This window comes from Arcobacter defluvii, assembly GCF_013201725.1.
Classification (GTDB): Bacteria; Campylobacterota; Campylobacteria; order Campylobacterales; family Arcobacteraceae; genus Aliarcobacter; species Aliarcobacter defluvii.
In genome coordinates, this window is sequence record NZ_CP053835.1 from 2,498,895 (window position 1) to 2,518,596 (window position 19,702).

Here is a 19,702-nt window from a genome sequence, read left to right on the forward strand (position 1 = left end):
TTTTATATTTTAAATTCTTGTTCTACATTTTTTGCTATTAACTCACCTTTTAAAGTCAAAAATGAATCACTAACAAACTCTTCAGTTTTTAGTTTTTTCAATAATTTTTTACCCTCTTTTAAAGTGAATAATCCTGTATTTTCTAATTTTAAAACTACATCATTCAAAGATTCATTTGACTCTTTTTTCAAAATTGCTAGTAGTAAAATTTTTTCATTTATATCCATTTTAAAATCCTTGTGTAATAAAAAGCAAAGGCTAAAAAACCAATTCCTAAAAGTATAGTAATTATATCAGTTGAAATTAAACTTGCCATTAATCCAATAAATAAAGTAGTAACTACACATGAAAGCATAAAAAACATATCATTATATGAAATCACACGTCCTATATATTTTTCATCACAATTATTTTGTAATAAAGCATAAGTAAATGACCATAAAGTCGTTGTACTAAGCCCAACAATAAATAAAGAGATTAATGAAATATAAAAACTACTTTGTGTTAAACTCCATAAAATTATCGATAATCCTTGAAAAACTAATAAATAGTGTAAGTTCTCTTTTGTAACATATTTTGAGATAAACATAGGTCCAAACATAAGAGCAACTGCTCTTACTGCATTTGAAAGTCCAATAGCAAGTGGAACAGAAATAATATATTTATACTCATTTTTTGCCAAAATAGTTATTAGTGCATCAAAAGATGTAAGTCCAACACTTGAATGTAAAAATATTAGATGAAGTATCAATTTATGATTTTTTATGTAAATAAATCCATCTTTTATTAGTTGAAATATTTTATCTGTTGTTTGACTAGCTTTTACAACAAAATCAATTCTAATAAAAACAAATAAAGCAATTGCAAAAATTACAGCATCTATAATAAAAGCTGTTTTATGTCCAAAAGAGTTTACAACAAATCCACTAACAGCCATACCAACAGCATAAGTAAATGACCAAATAATAGAGTGAATTTCATTTGCCATTTGAAGTGGTTTTCCATTTAAAAGTTTTGCTAAAAGTGACATTTCAGTTGAAAAAAACATAGAAGCTGCACTCATTCTAATAAATATCAAAATCATCAAAAACCAAATTTGTTCTTTATTATCAATGGTTAAAAATAAAATTGTCATCAATAACTCTGTTGACAATAAAAAAATCATTAAAGGTTTGATTTTTACTCTATCTATAATTGCCCCTGAAAGTGGAGCAATTAATATTGCAGGAATAAAATGCATAGCTGTTACAACTGAAATTGCCATTTCAGTTGAACCAAAATCAACAAGCATTGTATAAATTGCTACATTTGAAAACCAAGCACCAAAATATGCTATAAATTGAACTAAAGATAAATCTCTTATTATCTTATGTTCACGAAATAATTTACGATAATTCAATTTCTACTAAGACCTCTTGATACATTGCAGAAAATGAACTTTCATCTTCATTTGCAGGTGTTAAATAGTTTGCATTTTTATTTCCTGCAAAAAAGAATGCACAATTTTCTTTTATATCATCATCTATTTTTACTTCAAATTTTGCATTTCCATATTTTGAAGAGATATTTACAATATCACCATTTTTAAACTTTGTAGAAGAATTTAAATAAACAAAATCATCTTTAGCAAATTGAGAATTTAATGAATTTTTATTTTTTGCAGTTATAAAATAAAAGTTATTTTGCGTCTTTTCTTTATAAAGTGGTTCAATATCTAATTCGTCTAAAAATTCAAATGTTTCAAACTCTTCTAATTTTGGTTTATGATTTTCAAAATAAGAGATTATTTCATCTTCACTTTGAAGTTTTTCAAAATTAAATTTTTCTAATAAAAAGTTTGTTAGTTCATATTCACTCAAACTATCTTGAGTTTTCTCTTTTACGATTTGGGAAATTGATTTTAATTCATGACCATAAGATAATCTAACATCTCTTTTGCTTAAAAATGAAGTTGAAGGAATAATCAAATTTGCATATTCACAAGTATCATTTAAAGTTGTTCCAAAATATACTACAAAACTGTTCTTTAAACCCTCTATCACTTTTTTTGTATTAGGATGAGAAACAACTGGATTTGCTCCTTGAATAAATACTAAATCAAAAGAGCTAAAATCGACTTTAGGAATTGAAACTTTTTTATTGTTTCCTTTCATTTCAAAAGGTTTTTTATATCCAAAAGCAGAATCACTCAAATACCAAACTCCACCTGCTTCTTTTTTATGATATCCCATATAAGCAGCAAAAGAATCAATACATCTTGTGATTTGAGCTCCTTCAAAATATTTTTGAACACCAAGTCCTAACATTATTGCTACACTTTTATTTTCTATTAAATCAAAAAAATCATTCACTTGTGAAAGAGGAACTCCTGTTGTTGCTTCATAAGATACAACTGGTCTTCCCCTTGAAATATCAAAAAATTCATCAGCATTATTTGTAAATTCTTCAATAAACTCTTTATCTTCCAAATCTTGCATATATGCAAATCTAGTTAAGAGTAATGCTAATTCATAGTCTGTTTTTGGGTTTATTTGCATATGAATTTTAGATTTTTTTGCAATTTCTGTACAAACTGGGTCAATGGTTACAAAAATTTTATCTTTAACTAAATTATACATATGAGATGAAGTAACACTAAAATTTCTTCCCCAAACAACTATTACATCAGCATTAATAAGTTTTTCTAAAGGAGGATTTATAACATTTGTACGCCCTGCTTCAATTCCAGCACCACCTCCACCATCACATAAACTTCCTTTTGTTAAAGTTGAGCCATATAAAGTAAAAAAATTTTTAGTTACACTTTGCATAACTCCAATATTTCCACTTCCTTTGTAAAATAGTGTTTTAGCTGGAGTTGTTTGTTTTAATTTATCAACTAAAATATTTAAAGACTCTTCCAAAGAAATTTCACTATTTTCATAAATAGCTTTTTCTAAAGTTTTTTCTTTTAACAAATTTGCAAAATTAACACAGAGTTTTCCATTTGTAGTTTTATGTTCTTTTGAACCTTTTATTTTATCTTCAATTATTTGTCCTTGACATGCATCATAACAATCTAAAGGACAAGCTACTTTATTATTTGAATTCAATTTTTACCAACCTTGAAAAATTTTGAACATTTGATACAACCAACTCAACTTTATAAGCTGAAATATTTGTACTATCTGCCACATCATAAATTTTTGATATTTTTATATCACTTTTTATTCCATCTAAATATATATCTTTATTTTTTAAATCTTCAATTTCTAAAATAGGAACAAAAATTTCTAATTTACCTTTTGATAAATCTTTTGATTCATAAAGCAGTGTTCCTAAAGTTACATAATCTCCCTCTTTTACTGCTACATTGAAAATATAATTTGATTTCTCAACCAATTTTTTATTTGAAATAGTATCTTTCAAACTCTCTATTTTAATAATCATATCAGCTTTTGATGTTTCAAGATTTATTACTTTTAACTTTTGAGTATCTTTTTCAAAAGCTGATTTTGAACTAACTTGATTCAATCTATCATAATTATTTTGTTCTATTTTTATCATTTCATTAATAAATTTCAATTTATTTTTTGATTGTTCTAACTCTACTTTATCAACATTTGAATCTAACTCTATAATTGTTGTATTATTTGCTTGTAAGCCTTCTATCTTAGAATTTGAGAATATCACTTTTCCAGATGTAGCAGCTTTTACTTGATAACTCTCTATTGGTTCAATTTTTGCATAATATTCATTCGCGAAAGTTGATGTAATCATAATAACTACAAATAAAAATACTCTCATCTTTTTCCTTATAATTTTAATTCTTTTAAGATTTTTAGAATATGTTTTTTTATTATATTAACATCTTCTACTTTTTCAAGTTGATAAATTAACTCATCTAATCTTGAATCTATTTTCATATAAACTGCCAAAATTTTAATTAATTCAGTTTTTGTTTTTGTTTCTTTTACTTTTTTACTTAAAGGTTTAAGTTCTTCTTTTTTTATATTTTTATATCTATTTATATAAAAATATATAGAAAAAACTAAAACTGTAAAAAGCACTCCAAAAATAAAAAACATTACCCTATCTTTAAAAGATATTTTTTCAACAATTATCTCTTTAGACTCTAAAACTTTATTTTCATCTTTTGCTTTTTCTAAAACAACTTCTTCCCTTTTTTCAGCATCTTCAACTTCTATATCATAACTTTTTGTTGTTTTAGAGATAACTTTTTGTTGTTCTTTATCAAAAAATTCAAAATTTATACTAGGTATTGTAAATGATTTATTTGGAATAATTGAATAAACTTTTTCATAAGTTCCTTCATATTTATCATTTGATATATATGTTTTTATTTCAGGTTTATTTTCATAAATTGTTACATCTTTTATTGGAAGTTTTATATCAGGAATATCATCAATATTTCCAGTTCCTTTAATTTTAAGTTTATAAGATATTGCTTCACCATGTTTTACTTTTTGTTTATCTATAGTTGTTTCAATTTCAAAATCACCAACAAGTTTTATATTTGAAGGTAAAGCTTTTACATCAAAATTCAATTCATTTGAATAAATATTTACATCTTTTGTTGTTGAAAAAAAGCTTCTAAAACTATCATCCATAACCTGAGCTTGTAGTAACATAGGATTTATAGTTAAATTACCCTCTTTTAAAGGTGTCATTAAAAACTTTAATTCTATAACACTAAAATCATTCTCTTCATATCTTTTTGTATCATCTATTTGTTTATACCAAAAATTCTCAAAATTTGGTTTTCCTAATGCTAATCCAACTATTTGTAAATCTTTTTTATGTTTGAAAACTATTTTAAGTATAAAATTTTCTCCTACATAAAACTCTTTTTTATCAGTTTTTATACTTAAATCAAAAATATCAGATTTTGTTTTTGAAGCTTTTTCAAGAATAATATTTTTTTCATCTGTATGATATTTTTTTCCATCTATTTCAAACTCTAATGAAGGAAAAATAAAATCTTTTGTTGGAATAAAAGAATAACTCTTTTTTATAACTTTTGTAATTTCAGAATTTATTACATTTGTTGAAATAGAACTTGAAATTTCTTGAACACTATTTCCTTCAATCAATGACAAATCAGGAAATTTTATTTCATTTCCAGAAATTTCAAGAGTAAAAACTAAAGGCTCACCTTTTACTACTTTATCTTTAATATATAAATTTACATCTGCAAAAAGAGTTATGATAAAAAATTGAAAGAAAATAAAAATTTTAACTAATTTCATTTTTAAAACTCTAAAGTTCCCTCTATTGCAAAATTTGCTTTAGAGTCTAGTTCAGCATGAGATAAAACTGAAACTTGAAGGCCAAATTTTTCATAAATTTCAGAAATTCTTTTTCTTAATACTGGATCCACAACCATACAAATTTTTGAGAAACCTTTTGCTTCTACATTATCTAAAAGTTGTTTTGTTTTTGTAACTAAATTATTAATTTCAGCAATTGAAAGCATTAATTGTGAAACTCCATGATGTTCTTGAAGTTTTCCAATAAACTGTTGTTCAAGTTCTGGTTTAATAGTAATAATATGTAAAATATTATCCGTATCTTTAAATTTCTGAGTGATTAATCTATAAAGTTTAGCACGTACATGCTCAAGTAATATTTCAGGCGCTTTGGTAAACTCTGCTATATCTGCAATTGCTTCGATTATTGTAAGCATATCAACGATTGGTATTTTCTCATGTAATAAATCTTTACAAACTTTCAATAATGCTCCATAAGAAGTAACTTTCATCGCTTCATCAATAACTATTGGGAAATCTTTTTTCAATCTATCTACAATATCAACAATATCTTGTCTTGTTATAATATCTTCAGCATGTCTTTTAATAATCTCAGAAATATGCGTTGAAATGATTGTTGGAGCATCAACAACTGTAAAACCTTTCATCAATGCTTCTTCTTTTAAATCAGGATTTATCCACGTTGCATCAAGATTAAATACAGGTTCTTTCACATGTAAACCACTTAATTTTTCATTACTTAAACCACCCATAGCAAGATATTTATCTACTTCTATTCTTCCTTTTGCTAATGGGATTCTTTTTAAGTACAATTGATATTCATTTGGTCCAAGATTTGCATCATCAGAAATTCTTATTTGAGGGATAACAAAACCTAATTCACTAGCAATTGTTTTTCTAATAGCTTTTATTTTATCTAATAATTCAGAATTTCCTTGAACTAATTGCAAAAGTCTAATTCCAAGTTTTAACTCTAAAACTTCAAGTTTCATAATGTTTTCAATTGTTTGATTTTCATCAGGAACTGCCATACTTTTTTTCTTTTCTTTTAAAGAAGATACATTTTCATCAATTTTAGGTTTAAGAGGTTGTGTTTTAAAGAATCTTGTTATTGCATTATCTTGTTCTTTTTCAATCATGCTTATTACATATCCTATAAACATCATTAATAATCCCATTACCATTAAAATACCAGTTGGGAAACCAGGAACAAAACCAAATAAAACCATTCCAGCACCAACCAAAATTAATGATTTACTATCTTTAATTAATTGATTAACTGACTGACTAGCAAATTTATCTTCATCCATATTTGAACGAGTAATAATAATAGCAGTTGCAGTTGATAAAATAAGTGCTGGAATTTGAGCTACTAATCCATCACCAATTGTCAAAATTGTATAAATTTCTCCTGATTGTGCAACTGTCATATCATGTTGAAAAAGTCCTATTAAAAGACCTCCAACTAGATTTACCATAGTTATTATAATACCTGCAACAGCATCACCTTTTACGAACTTTGAAGATCCATCCATTGCTCCATAAAAATTTGCTTCTGATATTAGAGATTTTCTTCGTTCTTGTGCTTGTTTATCATCAATAAATCCAGCATTTAAATCAGCATCAATTGCCATTTGTTTACCAGGCATTGAGTCAAGCGTAAATCTTGCTGTTACTTCTGCAACTCTTGTTGCACCTTTTGTTACAACCATAAAATTAATTAATACAAGAATAATAAAAACTATTACTCCAATAACCATATTTCCGCCAACAACAAACTCGCCAAAAGCAGATATTATTGAACTTACAGCATCTGGTCCATTATGACCTTCACTTAAAATGGATCTTGTTGTTGCAATATTTAATGATAATCTAAATAATGCTAAAACTAAAATAAGCGTTGGGAATGTTGTTAAATCTGATGGTTTTTGAATATACAAAGAAATTAATAAAATCAATAAAGATAAGGATAAAGATATTACCAAAAAGAAGTCTAAGACTGCTTTTGGTAATGGAACAATTATAATTGCAAGTATAGAGACAAAAAGCGCAACTACAATTAAATCTTTCGAAAATAAATTTTTTATATTCATATACTAATTTATATTTTTATTAGTTATTCAAAAAATTAACTAATGACAGTTGATTTGTTTTATTTATTGTTGAATAAAGTGCTGTATAAGTCAACTCTAAAGCTTTTGCTTTTAATGCAATTTCCGTATAATCAGAAGCACTTAATTCTTGTGACAAAACATTATATTGAGTTATTTTAGATGTTAAATTTTCTAAAGAAACTTCAAATATTTTATTCTTACTTCCAAGGTCTGCATGAGCAATATTTACTCCATCATAAGCTTTCATTATCTCTTCAGCACCTTTTGAAATTAAATCTTTTGCTTCTGAGATTGAAATTGGATTACCACTAGAATCTACTTTATTTAAACTATTAACAACATTATCAATTAGAGTAAAAATAGAAGTTTTTGCTTCAAATTTTGTACCATTAGCTGTAAAGATAGGTGTTTCATAAGTATTTGTAGTTGGATCAAAAGTTACTGGCATCGTATCAGTTGTTTGATTTCCATCTACATCATATTTAACCAAAATAGGATTTACAGGATCAGTTGTATTATCTAAAACCCATTCATTTCCATCTTGATCAAGAACTCTATCACTTTCATTAAAAGTTAAAGATTCATTTTTATATGCCGTTGCTGAAGAATACATCATAACATCAAAACCGTTGATTCCTCTTTCTCGATATGAACCTTCTTCAACTGTAACTCTTCTTAATTTATTATCTCCATTATAAGAGATTGAACCATCTGCATTTACTTCAAATGGTTTAATAGAAGAATCAGAACCTGCAAATACATATTCTCCTTCAACTTGAGTATTAGCTAAATCAAGAAGATTTTCTTTCATACCAGAAAGATTCGTAGCAATTGCTTTTAAACCATCTTCACTTGTTGTATCTGTGTTTGCTTTAATCAATTCAGCATTAATAGATTCTAAGATTTTTTTAATTGCAGCCATACTTGAATCTGATGTTTTATTTTGTACTGTTGTTCTTTCTACTTGAGTTTTTATTCCCTCATAAACTCTAACTTTATCATCAACTGAAATTATTCTAGAATATAAAACTGAATCATCACTTCCATATTCAAGTTTTTTACCTGCATATTGATAATTTAATTTTTGTTGTAAGGTATCTAGATTATTTAATCTATACATCATTTGGTCTGTTTGATTAATCATTGTAAAACCTTTCTAAAAATTGCAACTGTTTCATCAAAATTAAAATTTTTTTGAGTATCTTGAGTCAAGAACTCTCTTATTTTTTCTTTTTTTGCCATTGCATTATCAAGTTCCGGATCCATACCTGTTTTGTATGCACCAACTCTTACTAAAACTTCATTCTCTTTTATCAAAGATAATACTCTTTTTAACTTTAAAAAATCATTATAATGTTCTTTTGTAACTACTTTATCCATTACTCTTGAAGCTGATTTTAGAAGATTAATTGGTGGATAAAATCCCTGTTCAGTTAACTCTCTTGTTAATACAATATGTCCATCAAGAATTGATCTACTTTGATCAGCAATTGGATCATTCATATCATCTCCATCAACTAAAACCGTAAAAAATGCTGTAATTGAACCTTTTTGATTATTTCCTGCTCTTTCCATTAATTGAGGTAAAAGAGCAAAAACAGAAGGTGGATAACCACGACTTACAGGTGGTTCTCCCGTACTTAATCCAATTTCTCTTTGAGCCATTGCAAATCTTGTAACAGAATCCATCATCAATAAAACATCATGACCTTTATCTCTAAAAAATTCTGCAATGCTCATTGCTGTAAAAGCACCATATTTTCGCATTAATGCTGATTCATCAGATGTTGCGGCTATTATTACTGTATTATCCAAATTATTATCTAAATTATAATGGATAAATTCAGGTATTTCTCTACCTCTTTCTCCAATTAATGCTACAACTTTTATTTGGGCTTCACAACCTTTTACAATCATTCCCATTAGAGTTGATTTTCCAACTCCTGAACCTGCAAAGATACCAACTTTTTGTCCTTTTCCACAAGTAAGCATTGAATCAATTGCTTTTACACCCGTTGAAAACTTTTTATCAATAATTCCTCTTTCAAGCGCAGGCATAGAAATCTTATTTATTGAAGCATTTTCTTCTAAATTAACAATCTTTCCTTTACTATCTATTGGATCACCCAATGCATTTATAACTCTTCCTAATAAACCATAACCACATTTTACACTTAATCCATCTTTTTGTAAAAAAACTTTATCATGTATTCTAAAACCATCAATAAAAGAAAAAGGAACTATTGTAAAAGAAATATCATTTATTGAAGCTACCATTCCCAAAACAGAAGAGTGATGATGAACTGATTCAATTTTTACAATATCTCCTACAGCAACTTCAAGACCTGTTGCTGTTAAAGTTGTTGTTGAAATGTTTGTAATTCTTCCAAAGGCAATAGATAAATTTGTTGGGTCAATTTTATTTAATAAATCTTCTATATTCATTACATTTCATCACACATTTTTTTATAAAGACTATCTGTCGTATCTTTTACTTCTTTACATTTCAAAATATATTCAGCTTTTTTATCTTTATTTCCTAAATTATCATATAAATTTAAAATATCATAATATATTTTAACTTCATCATTAGGTTTAATTTTTCTTGTATTTGGTATTGATTCAAGTAAATAATCAACAGCTTGCTGATAATTATCTTTCTCTTTTTCTAATCTTGATAATTCAGTTTCAACAAATGGAGAATAAATAAATGCTTTTAAATCTTTTTGTTTATTATAAAGTTTCACTAATATATCATCAGCTTGTTTTTTTTCTTCATTTTTTATTAAATATAGATAATAATCATGGTAAAAATCTATTATTACAGGATTTGATTCATTTAATTTAATATATTCTGGGTTTTCAGAAGCATATATAAAAAACTTTTCCATCGCTGTTGCATCATCTTTTGTTTTATTTATTTGGTATCTATAAATAAACTCTTTTGCTAAAACATTTTTATCATCAACCATTTCAACTTTAGATGAAAAATCTAATGCTTCATTTATCAAACCTAAGGAAAAAGCCATTCTTTCAAGGTATAAGTATATATTTGCATCTCTTGTTTTATTAAAAGTTTCTTTGATTTGAAGATAAGCTCTTTCATATGGAACTTCAACTAAACATTCAAAAAAATTAAATTTTACAGTTTCATCTTGAATCAATTTCTCCAAAGTTTCACTTCTTGAAGTTTTTAAAATATCATTCAACTCAAAACATTTTCCTTGAGCTAAATAATCTTTAATCAAATCCATATTAACTTCATCAAAAATTTCATCGATATTGTTATATCCAAATCGTTTTACAATCTCATTTGAAACTTTTCTATAAACTCTTTCAGCTTTTAGTATCATTTCAAATTTTTTATCATTTTTATCATTCATAAGCTCTTGTAAAAGTGCTTTTTGTTGCATTGCTTCTACATCTGGATACTTTGCTGCAACTGAACTTGGGGTTAAAAATCCTTGTCGCATCAAGATTTCATCAATAAACATTTTTGCATTTTTTGCATGAATACCTTGTGGATAATCATTTATTATATCTTTATATAAATCTTTTGCTTTTTCTAAATAATAATTTGTTTTATCATACATTAACATATATGTATTTGCTAATTTATATTTAAAATCTTCAATTGACTCATCTTTTGTTGTTCTTTTTAATAATTCTCTTAAAATTTCTGCAGCGTGTTCTGGCATTCCTGCTTTTATTAAACGATTAATTTTTTTATTTGCTAAATATGAATCATTTGCATAAAACTCTATATTTGTTTTTAATACTTGAGTTATCAATTCATTTGCTTTATCAAGTTTTCCATCTAAAACATATACATCAAATAATTCATCTGCAACTAATGTAGCTACATTTTTATCTTTTGTTACTGTTAAAATTTCATAAAGATATTTAATAGCTTTTGTATAATCTTTTTGATATTTATAAACTTTTGCCATTGAAATTTTTCCGTAAGTTTTTGTTAATTCATCATCAAAATTATCAATTATAACTTGCGAAAAATATTTTGCATCTTCTATTTTATTTATTTCTAATTTTAATTCAACTAACAGCATATAAGCTTTTGATAAATCATTTTGATTAATAAGGGATGAATTTATTGCACTTTCAAGTTCTGTTGAAGCTTCTAAAATTAATCTCTTTGTCTGTTTTTTTAGTGCTAATTCAGCATATAAAATCATAATATCTGAAGTTAAAACTTTTATTTTATTTTTTTCTTTAAAATCTTTCACTAAAGAGTATGCTTCATCTATTTTATCATCTCGAGCTAAATTTCTTGCATTTTGTAAAATATCGAAACCATCAGTAATTGATTGTTTTCTTTGCTCTGAAATTTGTTCTCCTGAAGAATCTATAAAACTATAATAAAAATCCTTTTTAGCATTTAAAATATTTACTAATAAAAACAGAGTTAATATTAATTTCAAAGTTTACCTTTTTCTTTTTAATTCATAAACATAAGAGAAAATTTCTGCCATTGCTTTATAAAATTCACTTGGTATTTCTTTGTCAATATCAATTTGATCATACAAAGACCTAGCTAAAGCTGGATTTTCAATTATTGGTATTTTATTTTCTCTTGCAATATCTTTGATTTTTAATGCAAGGAAATCAACACCTTTTCCAACAACTATCGGAGCAGAATTAACTTTATTATCATATTTTAAAGCAATTGCATAATGTGTTGGATTTGTAATAACAACATCTGCATTTGGTACATTACTCATCATTCTTTTTTGTGCCATTTGCATTTGAATTCTTCTAATTCTACCTTTTACTTGAGGATCTCCCTCCATATTTTTAAATTCATCTTTAATCTCTTGTTTACTCATTCTTAAAGATTTCATATAATAGTGTCTAGAAAAATAAAAATCTATTATAGCAAAAATAATGATAATAAGAAGAATTGCTAAAATAAAATAGACTGATAGCTGAAACATTGTAGATATTGTGGATGATGTTTCTTGACTCATCATCATTAAAAACTCTTTATTTGTTAACAAAAAAAGAATACACATAACAACCATAATAATGATTAATTTTAAAGTTAATTTGAAAGCTTCTATCAATTTTTTTAAACCAAAAATATTTTTCATTCCTTTAATTGGATCTAATTTTTGCAAATCAAATTTTAAAGGGATTGTAACAAATCCAAATTGCATCCAATTTGTTGCTAATGCCAAAATTATAATCAATAAGAATAAAGGAGCTAATGCTTTTAATAAAGTAATTACAACGCTATACGTAATAGCAAAAAAAATAGTACTATCAAGTTCTTGACCGATAAATCCATAAGAAAACATCATAAGTTTTTTTATTTCCAATAAAGAAAAAGATGAAAAAAACAGTAAGTACATAGAACCAAAAAATAAAATCGTGGCGCCTGTTACTTCCATTGATTTATTTACATTTCCCTCTTTTTTTGCATCTTCGATTTTTTTGGATGTGGGTTCTTCGGTTTTTTCTTCTTCATCAGCCATTTTATATTAACCTTTGATTTATTGAAATTTATCTATAAAATATTGAGTAAATGCTTCTGAGAAAATTTCCATTCCTAATATTAAGAATACAAATATTAAAGCAAATTTCAATTGAAACGTTATTACAAACGGTGAAAAAGATGGCATTGATTTAGTTCCATATCCATAATAAATATCCAGTATAAAACCTATAAAAAATAAAGGAAGTGCAAATGCAAATGCAAACGCAAACATTCTTTTTATTTCATCTATTGCCAGTTGAATTCCGTTATATGAGAATATATCAAAGCTTCCTAAATGTATCATAGAAAAACTTTTAACTAAAATTACTAAAGTCATCTCATACATTCCTGTTTGAAAAAAAAGCATTAATGCAATCCAATAAAGTAACTTTGCAATTAACCCTTCTTGAGAACCTGTTGTAGGATCAAACATAGCAGCCATTGATAAAGCTGTCGAATATTCAACAAATTCTCCAATAATTTTTACAGCAGAAAAAATTATATTTATAAGCATCGAAGCAACTAGTCCTAAAGTCAACTCAGATATTAAACTTACAATAAAGTTATCTTGATTTACATTTGTTGCTACATTCACTAAAGGAAAAATAAAAACACTTATATAAAATGCAAAAGCAATTCTAATAGTTGGACTAATTGCAGCATGACCAAAAACTGGCATAAAAGCAACGAAAGCAACTATTCTAGCAAATAAAAGAAGGAATTGAAATAAAACTTCTTCATTTAATAAAGATAAAAAAGCTTCCATTTACATATAATCTAATTTTTCTTCTCTATCTTTATTCTCTTCTGTTAATTGTAAAACAGATTGTGTATCCATCTGTTTTTCAAATCTTCGTTCTTGATATTGACTATTTTGATTGTTTTGATTGTTTGAAGATTGATTATTATTTTGATTTGAAGAGCTAAAATCAAGATTGAATTTTGTATTTTCATCAAATGTTTTATTTAATGAATTTCTTAACACATTTTGATTATCGACTAATGCATCTAAAGTTGTGTTATTTGATACATTCATACTAATTGTTAAAGCATTATTTTTATCATTTTTCATCATAATTGCAATACTTCCCAATTCTAATGGATTTAGATTTATTCTAAAAACTGTAACTGGGGGCTTATAATTTTCATACATTTGTCTTGCAATATCTGACATCATTGTCGCCATTTGCTGTTTTGCACCAATAATTTTTGAGTGAATATTATATGCTATTGGAGAATTAACATTTACAACAGTATCATCACTTACATTTAAACTATTATCAAGTAAAGCACTACTTGCTTCAACTGATTTTGTAATTAAATTTTTGATATCATCACTTCTAATATTTTTTTCATTTAATAAACTATCTAAAATATTTTTTTTATTCGATAAATCAAAATCTTGTCTTTTAACAATTCCTAAATTTTCAAGTTCAACATTTTGTTCAATATCAATATTATCTAAGCCTAATTCTAATATATTTGCACTTTTTTCTATATCTTTTAGAGATGCTCCATCTTTCAATAAACTTAATGCTTCATTTTTATTAAATAAAAACTGATTATTAAGCAAATTTTTTTGCTCACTTAAATACATATTTGATATAAAATCTTTTGATACAAGTTCATTTTTAACTAAATTATCACCTTCATTTAAAACTTTTAAACCTGCATTTTGCATATTTTTTTCAATCAAAAGATCCATTAATGTTTTCTTTTTTTGAGGTGTTTTTTCAGCCTCAATTAAAGTTTTTATATCCACTTCTTCTGATAAATTTGTAGATGATAAATTTTCTGGATTTTTATCTGCAATATTCGCTAATAAATTTTCTGTTGCTGATTCTGTATTATTTTCTTCTAAATTAATAGTTAAATTATTATTTATATCTTCTTTCGTAACTTTAACATCAGTTGATTCAATAATTGATTTATCACTTGTTTTTATTTCTATTGTTGATTTCTCTATTATTAAATTTTCATTATTTGTTTTTAAAACTTTACTTTCTTTTTTTGATTCTTTTTTATCAATTACTTGCTCATCAATGGCATTATTAATTGTCTTAGCATTATTCTTATTATCTGAAATTAATTCATCCTCAATTGATTTTTCTTTTTTAATATCTGTTTTATTGTTCTGATTACTTAATAATTCTTCTTTTATTGAAGTGTCAACTACTACTTCTTTTATATTTTTATCTTTTGATTCTGTTGTTAAAGAAGTATCTTTTTTTTCACTATTTAATAATTCTTCTTTTATTGAAGTATCAACTACTACTTCTTTTATATTTTTATCTTTTGATTCTGTTGTTAAAGAAGTATCTTTTTTATCACTATTTAATAATTCTTCTTTTATTGAAGTATCAACTACTACTTCTTTTATATTTTTATCTTTTGATTCTGTTGTTAAAGTAATATCTTTTTTATCATCTAAATTATCTGAAACTATTACAGATTCTTTTTTTGTCGATTCATTTATAGGTTTATTTTCTTGTATTAATTCGTCTAAAGAAATTTTTGTTTGAGTATTTTGTGAAGTTATTTCTTTAGTAGGTAAAGAAGAAATATTTTTTGTTTCAACATTTTCTTTAACTTCATTTTTAGCTTCGAAAATCAATCTATCTATCAATGAAGTTGTATTCTTTGCTTCAGCTTTTTCTTCATTATTATCAGCATTATCAGCAACTTTTTTAACATTAAGTTTTTCATTTTTATTTAATTCTTTCTCTTTTTTATCAACAACTTTTGGTTCTACTTTTTCTTCGCTTTTTTTTTCACTTTCAACATTATTTTGAAGTAAAGAATCAAATAAAGAAGGTTTTTCTTTTATACTCTCTTTATCAGATTTTGTTGAAATTTCCGTAGAAGTAGTTTTAGCTTGAGGAAGAATATCTATTATATTTGCCATAATTTTTCTTACATATTTAATATATCTAAAGTTTTAGAATCAATATTTTTATGAGTATTAAATGAAGTAACATTTGCTTCATAAGATCTCATAGCTTCTATTAAATCTACCATTTCAACTACAGGATTAATATCTGGATAAGCAACATATCCATCTTCATTTGCATCTGGATGAGACGGTTCATATCTCATTACTGGTTTTGCATCAGATTGAACAATTGATTTTACACCAACTCCTCTTAATGCTATATCTGAATTTACATTATTTGTTGTTTCTATATCATTAGAATTAGTTTTTTTATTTGTATTAGCAAGCAAAACATCTTCAAAAACAACTTCTTGTTTTTTATAAGGTCCACCTTCTGCTGTGTGAGTTGTTTTTGCATTTGCAATATTTGCACTTACAACATTAATTCGAGTTCTTTGTGCACTCATTCCTGAAGTTGCAACATTATATCCATCAAAAAAACCCATAACGAATCCTTATTCTATATTTGCATTCTCATTATTTCTTTATATGCACTAACTGCTTTATTTTTAACTTCTAAAGCTAATTTCATTGATAATTCAGCTTCTTCTATTCTTTGAACAGCTTCTTGTAAGTTTGTAACTTTTCCTGTTGCTATTCCTTCCATTGAATCATAACCTTTTATCTGTTGGTCATTAACATCTGAAATTGCATCATTCAACATATTTTGGAATGATTTATCAGCACTAATATCTGCTGTTTTATCATTATTTATTCCTAAAGTATTTAGAGAATTTGTTATAGATGATATATTCAAAATCTACTCCTTAGTTAGCTTTTTTCAAATTTTTATTAGTCTCAATTACATCTTGCACAGCCAATTCATTAAGCATAACTTGTATTTTTTCTTCATTATATTTAAAATCAAATTCATTTCTTTTATTATCAAGACTAAATAAACTAATTATTAAAGAGAGCATCATATTACTTATGCCTTTTAAAATTATCGTTACTAAAATTATACCTAATATCATCTCTGTTGGAGTAAATAAATCAGCATTAATTGTAAAAAATATTAAAGTTGCAAAAAAACCTATAGCTATATATAGTTTAAATATGCCACTATTTATTACTGTTTGTGAGAATCGTTCTATTATCATATTATTTCTTTAACAATAAAAATAAAAATAATTGAACCTAAATTTAGCACTTTAGAACAAACCTTTAATGTATATTTATTAATATTTTATCGATAATAATCTGCAATTGTTTCGTTATTTCATCTGTAGAAAATTCGTTAGTAAACAACTTTCTCAAACGTCCAGTAGTTGAAATATTTGCAGAAGTTGAAATGTTTCCTATATATTCTACCATAAAATCTTCTTTTAGCCTATTTTTTTTTCCTAAATTTACTAAAGAATTCGCGATCGTCTCTCCAATTTGATGATTTCTTGTATGATTAAAACATAACATTAATTTATTTTTATCTAAAGATAACATTTTCATTAAAGAATATACATCCGTCAAGGCGCTTGGATCTGTAGTAGTAACTGCTAAGATATTATCAGAAACTGATAAAAATTCTCTTACATAATCATTTAGTCCTGCACCCGTATCAATAAGCAAAATATCATACTTATTTAAAGAAATAATATCTTTTACAATTCGAGAGAATATAAAACTATTTTTATTTGAAGTATATTGATACCCACTTTTCCCCGCTATTAAAGAGATATTATCATAAGAAGTTTTTGTGATAACTTCATCTAAAGTTTTAATTCCATTTATATATTCGAAAAGTGTATTTTGCGGTTTAATATCAAACAAAACTTGCATATTTGCAAGTCCAATATCAGCATCTAATACAGCTACATTAAATCCTCTACGAGCAAGTAAAAATGCCATGTTCGCTGTAATTGTTGATTTACCAACTCCACCTTTTCCAGAAGTAATTGTTAAAAGTTTTGTTTTAGAGTAGTTTTTTTTTACTCCGCTTGTAAGTTTTACTAATTTACTAGCCTGAGAAGAGATAGTATCAAACACTGTTATCTCCTAACACACTGATTATTCATAAAACAATCAATCAAAAAAGAAGAATCTGAAACTATTAAATCATCTGGAACATTTTGACCTATTGAAAAATATGTAATAGATTTTTTTGTTTTATGTGCAAAAGATATTAAATTTCCAAAACTTTTCGTTTCATCTAACTTTGTAAATGTTAAATAATCTATTGATAATCTTGAATAGTTTTTATATATCTCCAATAAATCACTATGTTTTACATTTGCAGGTAATACTAAAATCTTTTCAATTGGTAATTCTTCAACTCTTTTTTGATACTCATTTATTAGTTCAATTTTATCAATATCATATTGACTTGAACCTGCTGTATCTATAAAAATATAATTACAATCTTTTAATCTTAAAAGTGCTTCAGACAAGCCTTCAGGTTTTTTTACTATTTCTAAGGGTAATCTCATAATATTTGTATATGCTTGTAGTTGCTCAATTGCTCCAACTCTAAAAGAATCTAAAGTTACAATCCCTACTTTATAATTTTGTCCTAATTTATAAGCATATCTTGCAGCAAGTTTTGAAATAGTCGTTGTTTTTCCAACACCTGTTGGTCCTACCATCATAATAATTTTTCTTTGATGTTTTCTTAATGGAACTTCATGTTTAATTGGTATTACTCTTCGCAAAATCAATTTAAAAAAATCATTCACTTTTTTTGGATTTGACTTTAAAGCAATTGGTAATTGTTTTATAGTTTTTTTCATAATTGTATAAGTCATTTCTTGATCAAATTCATTTTGTTCAAAAATATTATACATTGAAGCAAATTCAGGAGGAATAGTCAAATCATAAAGCTGACTTTTTGGATTCCAAATAGATTTCTGAACTTGTTCTAAAACTCCTTGCATTTTTAGAATTTCTTCTCTAAAATCATATACATGTGTTTTTATAGGTGTTGAATTTTCACTTACTTTACTAATAGCTGATTTTGTATAAATTAAATTCTTTTTTTTATCCTCATCTTCAACAGCCACAACTACTTCATACATATCTTTTGTTGTGCCTTTTGCATTAGATATTTTTTTTGTTGAAATTACTATTGCTTCTTCACCACACTCTTCTTGGGCTAATCTTAATGCTATAGTAGGTGTTTCCCCTAAAAAAGAGAGCATATTCATTTAATTCTTCCATCTTTATATATTTGTTCTATTGAACCATCTAAATTTTTAATTCTAATAAAATCACTATTTTCATAAATAATTTTACCTCTTTTCTCTATTTTAACGCCGCCAAAATTGAATATTACAGTTTCATTTTCATACTTTTTTACATCTTTTATACAAATAATTGTATTTTTATTTATATAATGAGTTGATATATATTCTTCATTTTGTAATTGAGATAATTTTAAAGGAATACAAGACTTTCCTATTTCAGATACATTTTTTATTTGCACTTTTTTACTATCAATTTTTTCTTCAAAATTAATAGCTTCTTTTGCAACCAATACACTTATTGCAAATAAATTAATACTTAATACTAAAGATAAAAAACTAAGCTTTAATATCAAAAATTCTTCCTCCATTAGCTGTACTTATTTCAGAAACTAAGTCTTTATACATCTGTTGAACAGGTAAAACAATTGATGCTAACTTTCTATTTAATTCATATAATTCTTTTAATTGAATTTCAAGTAAATCTACACTATTTCTATAGATATTTACATCAACTCCTTCTTGAATTTTTTTTATTAATTCTTGATTTAACTGAGCTTTTAAATTTGTAATTTCATCAATCATAATATGCTTTTTATCATTTCTTTTTAAAAGTTCTTCATGTTTTGCTAGTTTTATATCTTTTATATCTTGAGTTATTGATTCTTTTAAATCATTAACTAAAGAAGACATTTCTTTTATAATATTCTCTATCATGA

Annotated in this window: 19 protein-coding genes; all 19 read right to left on the bottom strand. The window is 25.6% G+C overall.

Features of this window, described 5'->3' with window-relative positions; genetic code table 11:
* Positions 1-2 precede the first annotated feature (2 nt).
* Positions 3-227, bottom strand: coding sequence for a hypothetical protein (locus tag ADFLV_RS12450; protein ID WP_041654893.1), 225 nt, complete (start codon positions 225-227; stop codon positions 3-5).
* On the bottom strand, positions 218-1,399 hold the full coding sequence (locus ADFLV_RS12455; RefSeq protein ID WP_041654896.1) for an MFS transporter: 1,182 nt from the start codon (positions 1,397-1,399) through the stop codon (positions 218-220). The genes ADFLV_RS12450 and ADFLV_RS12455 overlap by 10 nt, the downstream gene beginning before the upstream one ends.
* Positions 1,386-3,092 carry a molybdopterin-dependent oxidoreductase gene (locus ADFLV_RS12460; RefSeq protein ID WP_129011675.1) on the bottom strand — a complete coding sequence of 569 codons (1,707 nt, stop codon included), beginning with the start codon at positions 3,090-3,092 and terminating at the stop codon, positions 1,386-1,388. Before ADFLV_RS12460 ends, ADFLV_RS12455 begins: the two co-directional genes overlap by 14 nt.
* Positions 3,079-3,786, bottom strand: coding sequence for an efflux RND transporter periplasmic adaptor subunit (locus ADFLV_RS12465; RefSeq protein ID WP_129011674.1), 708 nt, complete (start codon positions 3,784-3,786; stop codon positions 3,079-3,081). The genes ADFLV_RS12460 and ADFLV_RS12465 overlap by 14 nt, the downstream gene beginning before the upstream one ends.
* 8 nt (positions 3,787-3,794) lie before the next feature.
* Positions 3,795-5,249 carry a BatD family protein gene (locus ADFLV_RS12470; RefSeq protein WP_129011673.1) on the bottom strand — a complete coding sequence of 485 codons (1,455 nt, stop codon included), beginning with the start codon at positions 5,247-5,249 and terminating at the stop codon, positions 3,795-3,797.
* 2 nt (positions 5,250-5,251) lie between these two features.
* Entirely contained in the window at positions 5,252-7,363 is a 2,112-nt protein-coding gene (gene flhA, locus ADFLV_RS12475) for a flagellar biosynthesis protein FlhA (RefSeq protein WP_014475075.1), read from the bottom strand.
* 19 nt (positions 7,364-7,382) lie between these two features.
* Entirely contained in the window at positions 7,383-8,528 is a 1,146-nt protein-coding gene (flgL, locus tag ADFLV_RS12480) for a flagellar hook-associated protein FlgL (RefSeq protein ID WP_129011672.1), read from the bottom strand.
* Positions 8,525-9,829 carry a flagellar protein export ATPase FliI gene (fliI, locus tag ADFLV_RS12485; protein WP_129011671.1) on the bottom strand — a complete coding sequence of 435 codons (1,305 nt, stop codon included), beginning with the start codon at positions 9,827-9,829 and terminating at the stop codon, positions 8,525-8,527. The genes flgL and fliI overlap by 4 nt, the downstream gene beginning before the upstream one ends.
* On the bottom strand, positions 9,829-11,823 hold the full coding sequence (locus ADFLV_RS12490; RefSeq protein ID WP_014475078.1) for a tetratricopeptide repeat protein: 1,995 nt from the start codon (positions 11,821-11,823) through the stop codon (positions 9,829-9,831). Before ADFLV_RS12490 ends, fliI begins: the two co-directional genes overlap by 1 nt.
* A 3-nt stretch (positions 11,824-11,826) precedes the next feature.
* A complete protein-coding gene (flhB, locus tag ADFLV_RS12495) occupies positions 11,827-12,876 on the bottom strand; it encodes a flagellar biosynthesis protein FlhB (RefSeq protein WP_014475079.1) in 1,050 nt (349 codons plus the stop codon).
* Between the two features lie 18 nt (positions 12,877-12,894).
* Complete coding sequence (locus ADFLV_RS12500; protein WP_014475080.1) at positions 12,895-13,644, bottom strand: flagellar biosynthetic protein FliR; 750 nt, start codon at positions 13,642-13,644, stop codon at positions 12,895-12,897.
* Positions 13,645-15,783: a flagellar hook-length control protein FliK gene (gene fliK / locus ADFLV_RS12505; RefSeq protein WP_129011670.1), complete on the bottom strand. Its 2,139-nt coding sequence runs from the start codon at positions 15,781-15,783 to the stop codon at positions 13,645-13,647.
* Between the two features lie 8 nt (positions 15,784-15,791).
* A complete protein-coding gene (gene flgC / locus ADFLV_RS12510) occupies positions 15,792-16,256 on the bottom strand; it encodes a flagellar basal body rod protein FlgC (RefSeq protein WP_129011669.1) in 465 nt (154 codons plus the stop codon).
* A gap of 14 nt (positions 16,257-16,270) precedes the next feature.
* The gene (gene fliE / locus ADFLV_RS12515) at positions 16,271-16,567 is read right to left on the bottom strand and encodes a flagellar hook-basal body complex protein FliE (RefSeq protein WP_129011668.1); all 297 of its coding nucleotides are present in this window, start codon (positions 16,565-16,567) and stop codon (positions 16,271-16,273) included.
* Positions 16,568-16,577: 10 nt separating this feature from the next.
* Positions 16,578-16,910: a hypothetical protein gene (locus ADFLV_RS12520; protein ID WP_014475084.1), complete on the bottom strand. Its 333-nt coding sequence runs from the start codon at positions 16,908-16,910 to the stop codon at positions 16,578-16,580.
* A 64-nt stretch (positions 16,911-16,974) separates the two neighbouring features.
* Positions 16,975-17,793, bottom strand: a complete 819-nt coding sequence (locus ADFLV_RS12525) for a P-loop NTPase (RefSeq protein ID WP_014475085.1) — start codon at positions 17,791-17,793, stop codon at positions 16,975-16,977.
* A 2-nt stretch (positions 17,794-17,795) separates the two neighbouring features.
* Complete coding sequence (flhF, locus tag ADFLV_RS12530; RefSeq protein WP_129011667.1) at positions 17,796-18,947, bottom strand: flagellar biosynthesis GTPase FlhF; 1,152 nt, start codon at positions 18,945-18,947, stop codon at positions 17,796-17,798.
* The gene (locus tag ADFLV_RS12535) at positions 18,944-19,339 is read right to left on the bottom strand and encodes a hypothetical protein (RefSeq protein WP_014475087.1); all 396 of its coding nucleotides are present in this window, start codon (positions 19,337-19,339) and stop codon (positions 18,944-18,946) included. Before ADFLV_RS12535 ends, flhF begins: the two co-directional genes overlap by 4 nt.
* On the bottom strand, positions 19,323-19,700 hold the full coding sequence (locus ADFLV_RS12540) for a hypothetical protein (RefSeq protein WP_014475088.1): 378 nt from the start codon (positions 19,698-19,700) through the stop codon (positions 19,323-19,325). The genes ADFLV_RS12535 and ADFLV_RS12540 overlap by 17 nt, the downstream gene beginning before the upstream one ends.
* Positions 19,701-19,702: the final 2 nt, after the last annotated feature.

Bases quoted from the DNA above. Each gene is read 5' to 3' on its own strand.
- ADFLV_RS12450 (WP_041654893.1), bottom strand. From the start codon at position 227: ATGGATATAAATGAAAAAATTTTACTACTAGCAATTTTGAAAAAAGAG.
- ADFLV_RS12465 (WP_129011674.1), bottom strand. From the start codon at position 3,786: ATGAGAGTATTTTTATTTGTAGTTATTATGATTACATCAACTTTCGCG.
- ADFLV_RS12470 (WP_129011673.1), bottom strand. From the start codon at position 5,249: ATGAAATTAGTTAAAATTTTTATTTTCTTTCAATTTTTTATCATAACT.
- flhA (WP_014475075.1), bottom strand. From the start codon at position 7,363: ATGAATATAAAAAATTTATTTTCGAAAGATTTAATTGTAGTTGCGCTT.
- flgL (WP_129011672.1), bottom strand. From the start codon at position 8,528: ATGATTAATCAAACAGACCAAATGATGTATAGATTAAATAATCTAGAT.
- fliI (WP_129011671.1), bottom strand. From the start codon at position 9,829: ATGAATATAGAAGATTTATTAAATAAAATTGACCCAACAAATTTATCT.
- flhB (WP_014475079.1), bottom strand. From the start codon at position 12,876: ATGGCTGATGAAGAAGAAAAAACCGAAGAACCCACATCCAAAAAAATC.
- ADFLV_RS12500 (WP_014475080.1), bottom strand. From the start codon at position 13,644: ATGGAAGCTTTTTTATCTTTATTAAATGAAGAAGTTTTATTTCAATTC.
- fliK (WP_129011670.1), bottom strand. From the start codon at position 15,783: ATGGCAAATATAATAGATATTCTTCCTCAAGCTAAAACTACTTCTACG.
- flgC (WP_129011669.1), bottom strand. From the start codon at position 16,256: ATGGGTTTTTTTGATGGATATAATGTTGCAACTTCAGGAATGAGTGCA.
- ADFLV_RS12520 (WP_014475084.1), bottom strand. From the start codon at position 16,910: ATGATAATAGAACGATTCTCACAAACAGTAATAAATAGTGGCATATTT.
- flhF (WP_129011667.1), bottom strand. From the start codon at position 18,947: ATGAATATGCTCTCTTTTTTAGGGGAAACACCTACTATAGCATTAAGA.
- ADFLV_RS12540 (WP_014475088.1), bottom strand. From the start codon at position 19,700: ATGATAGAGAATATTATAAAAGAAATGTCTTCTTTAGTTAATGATTTA.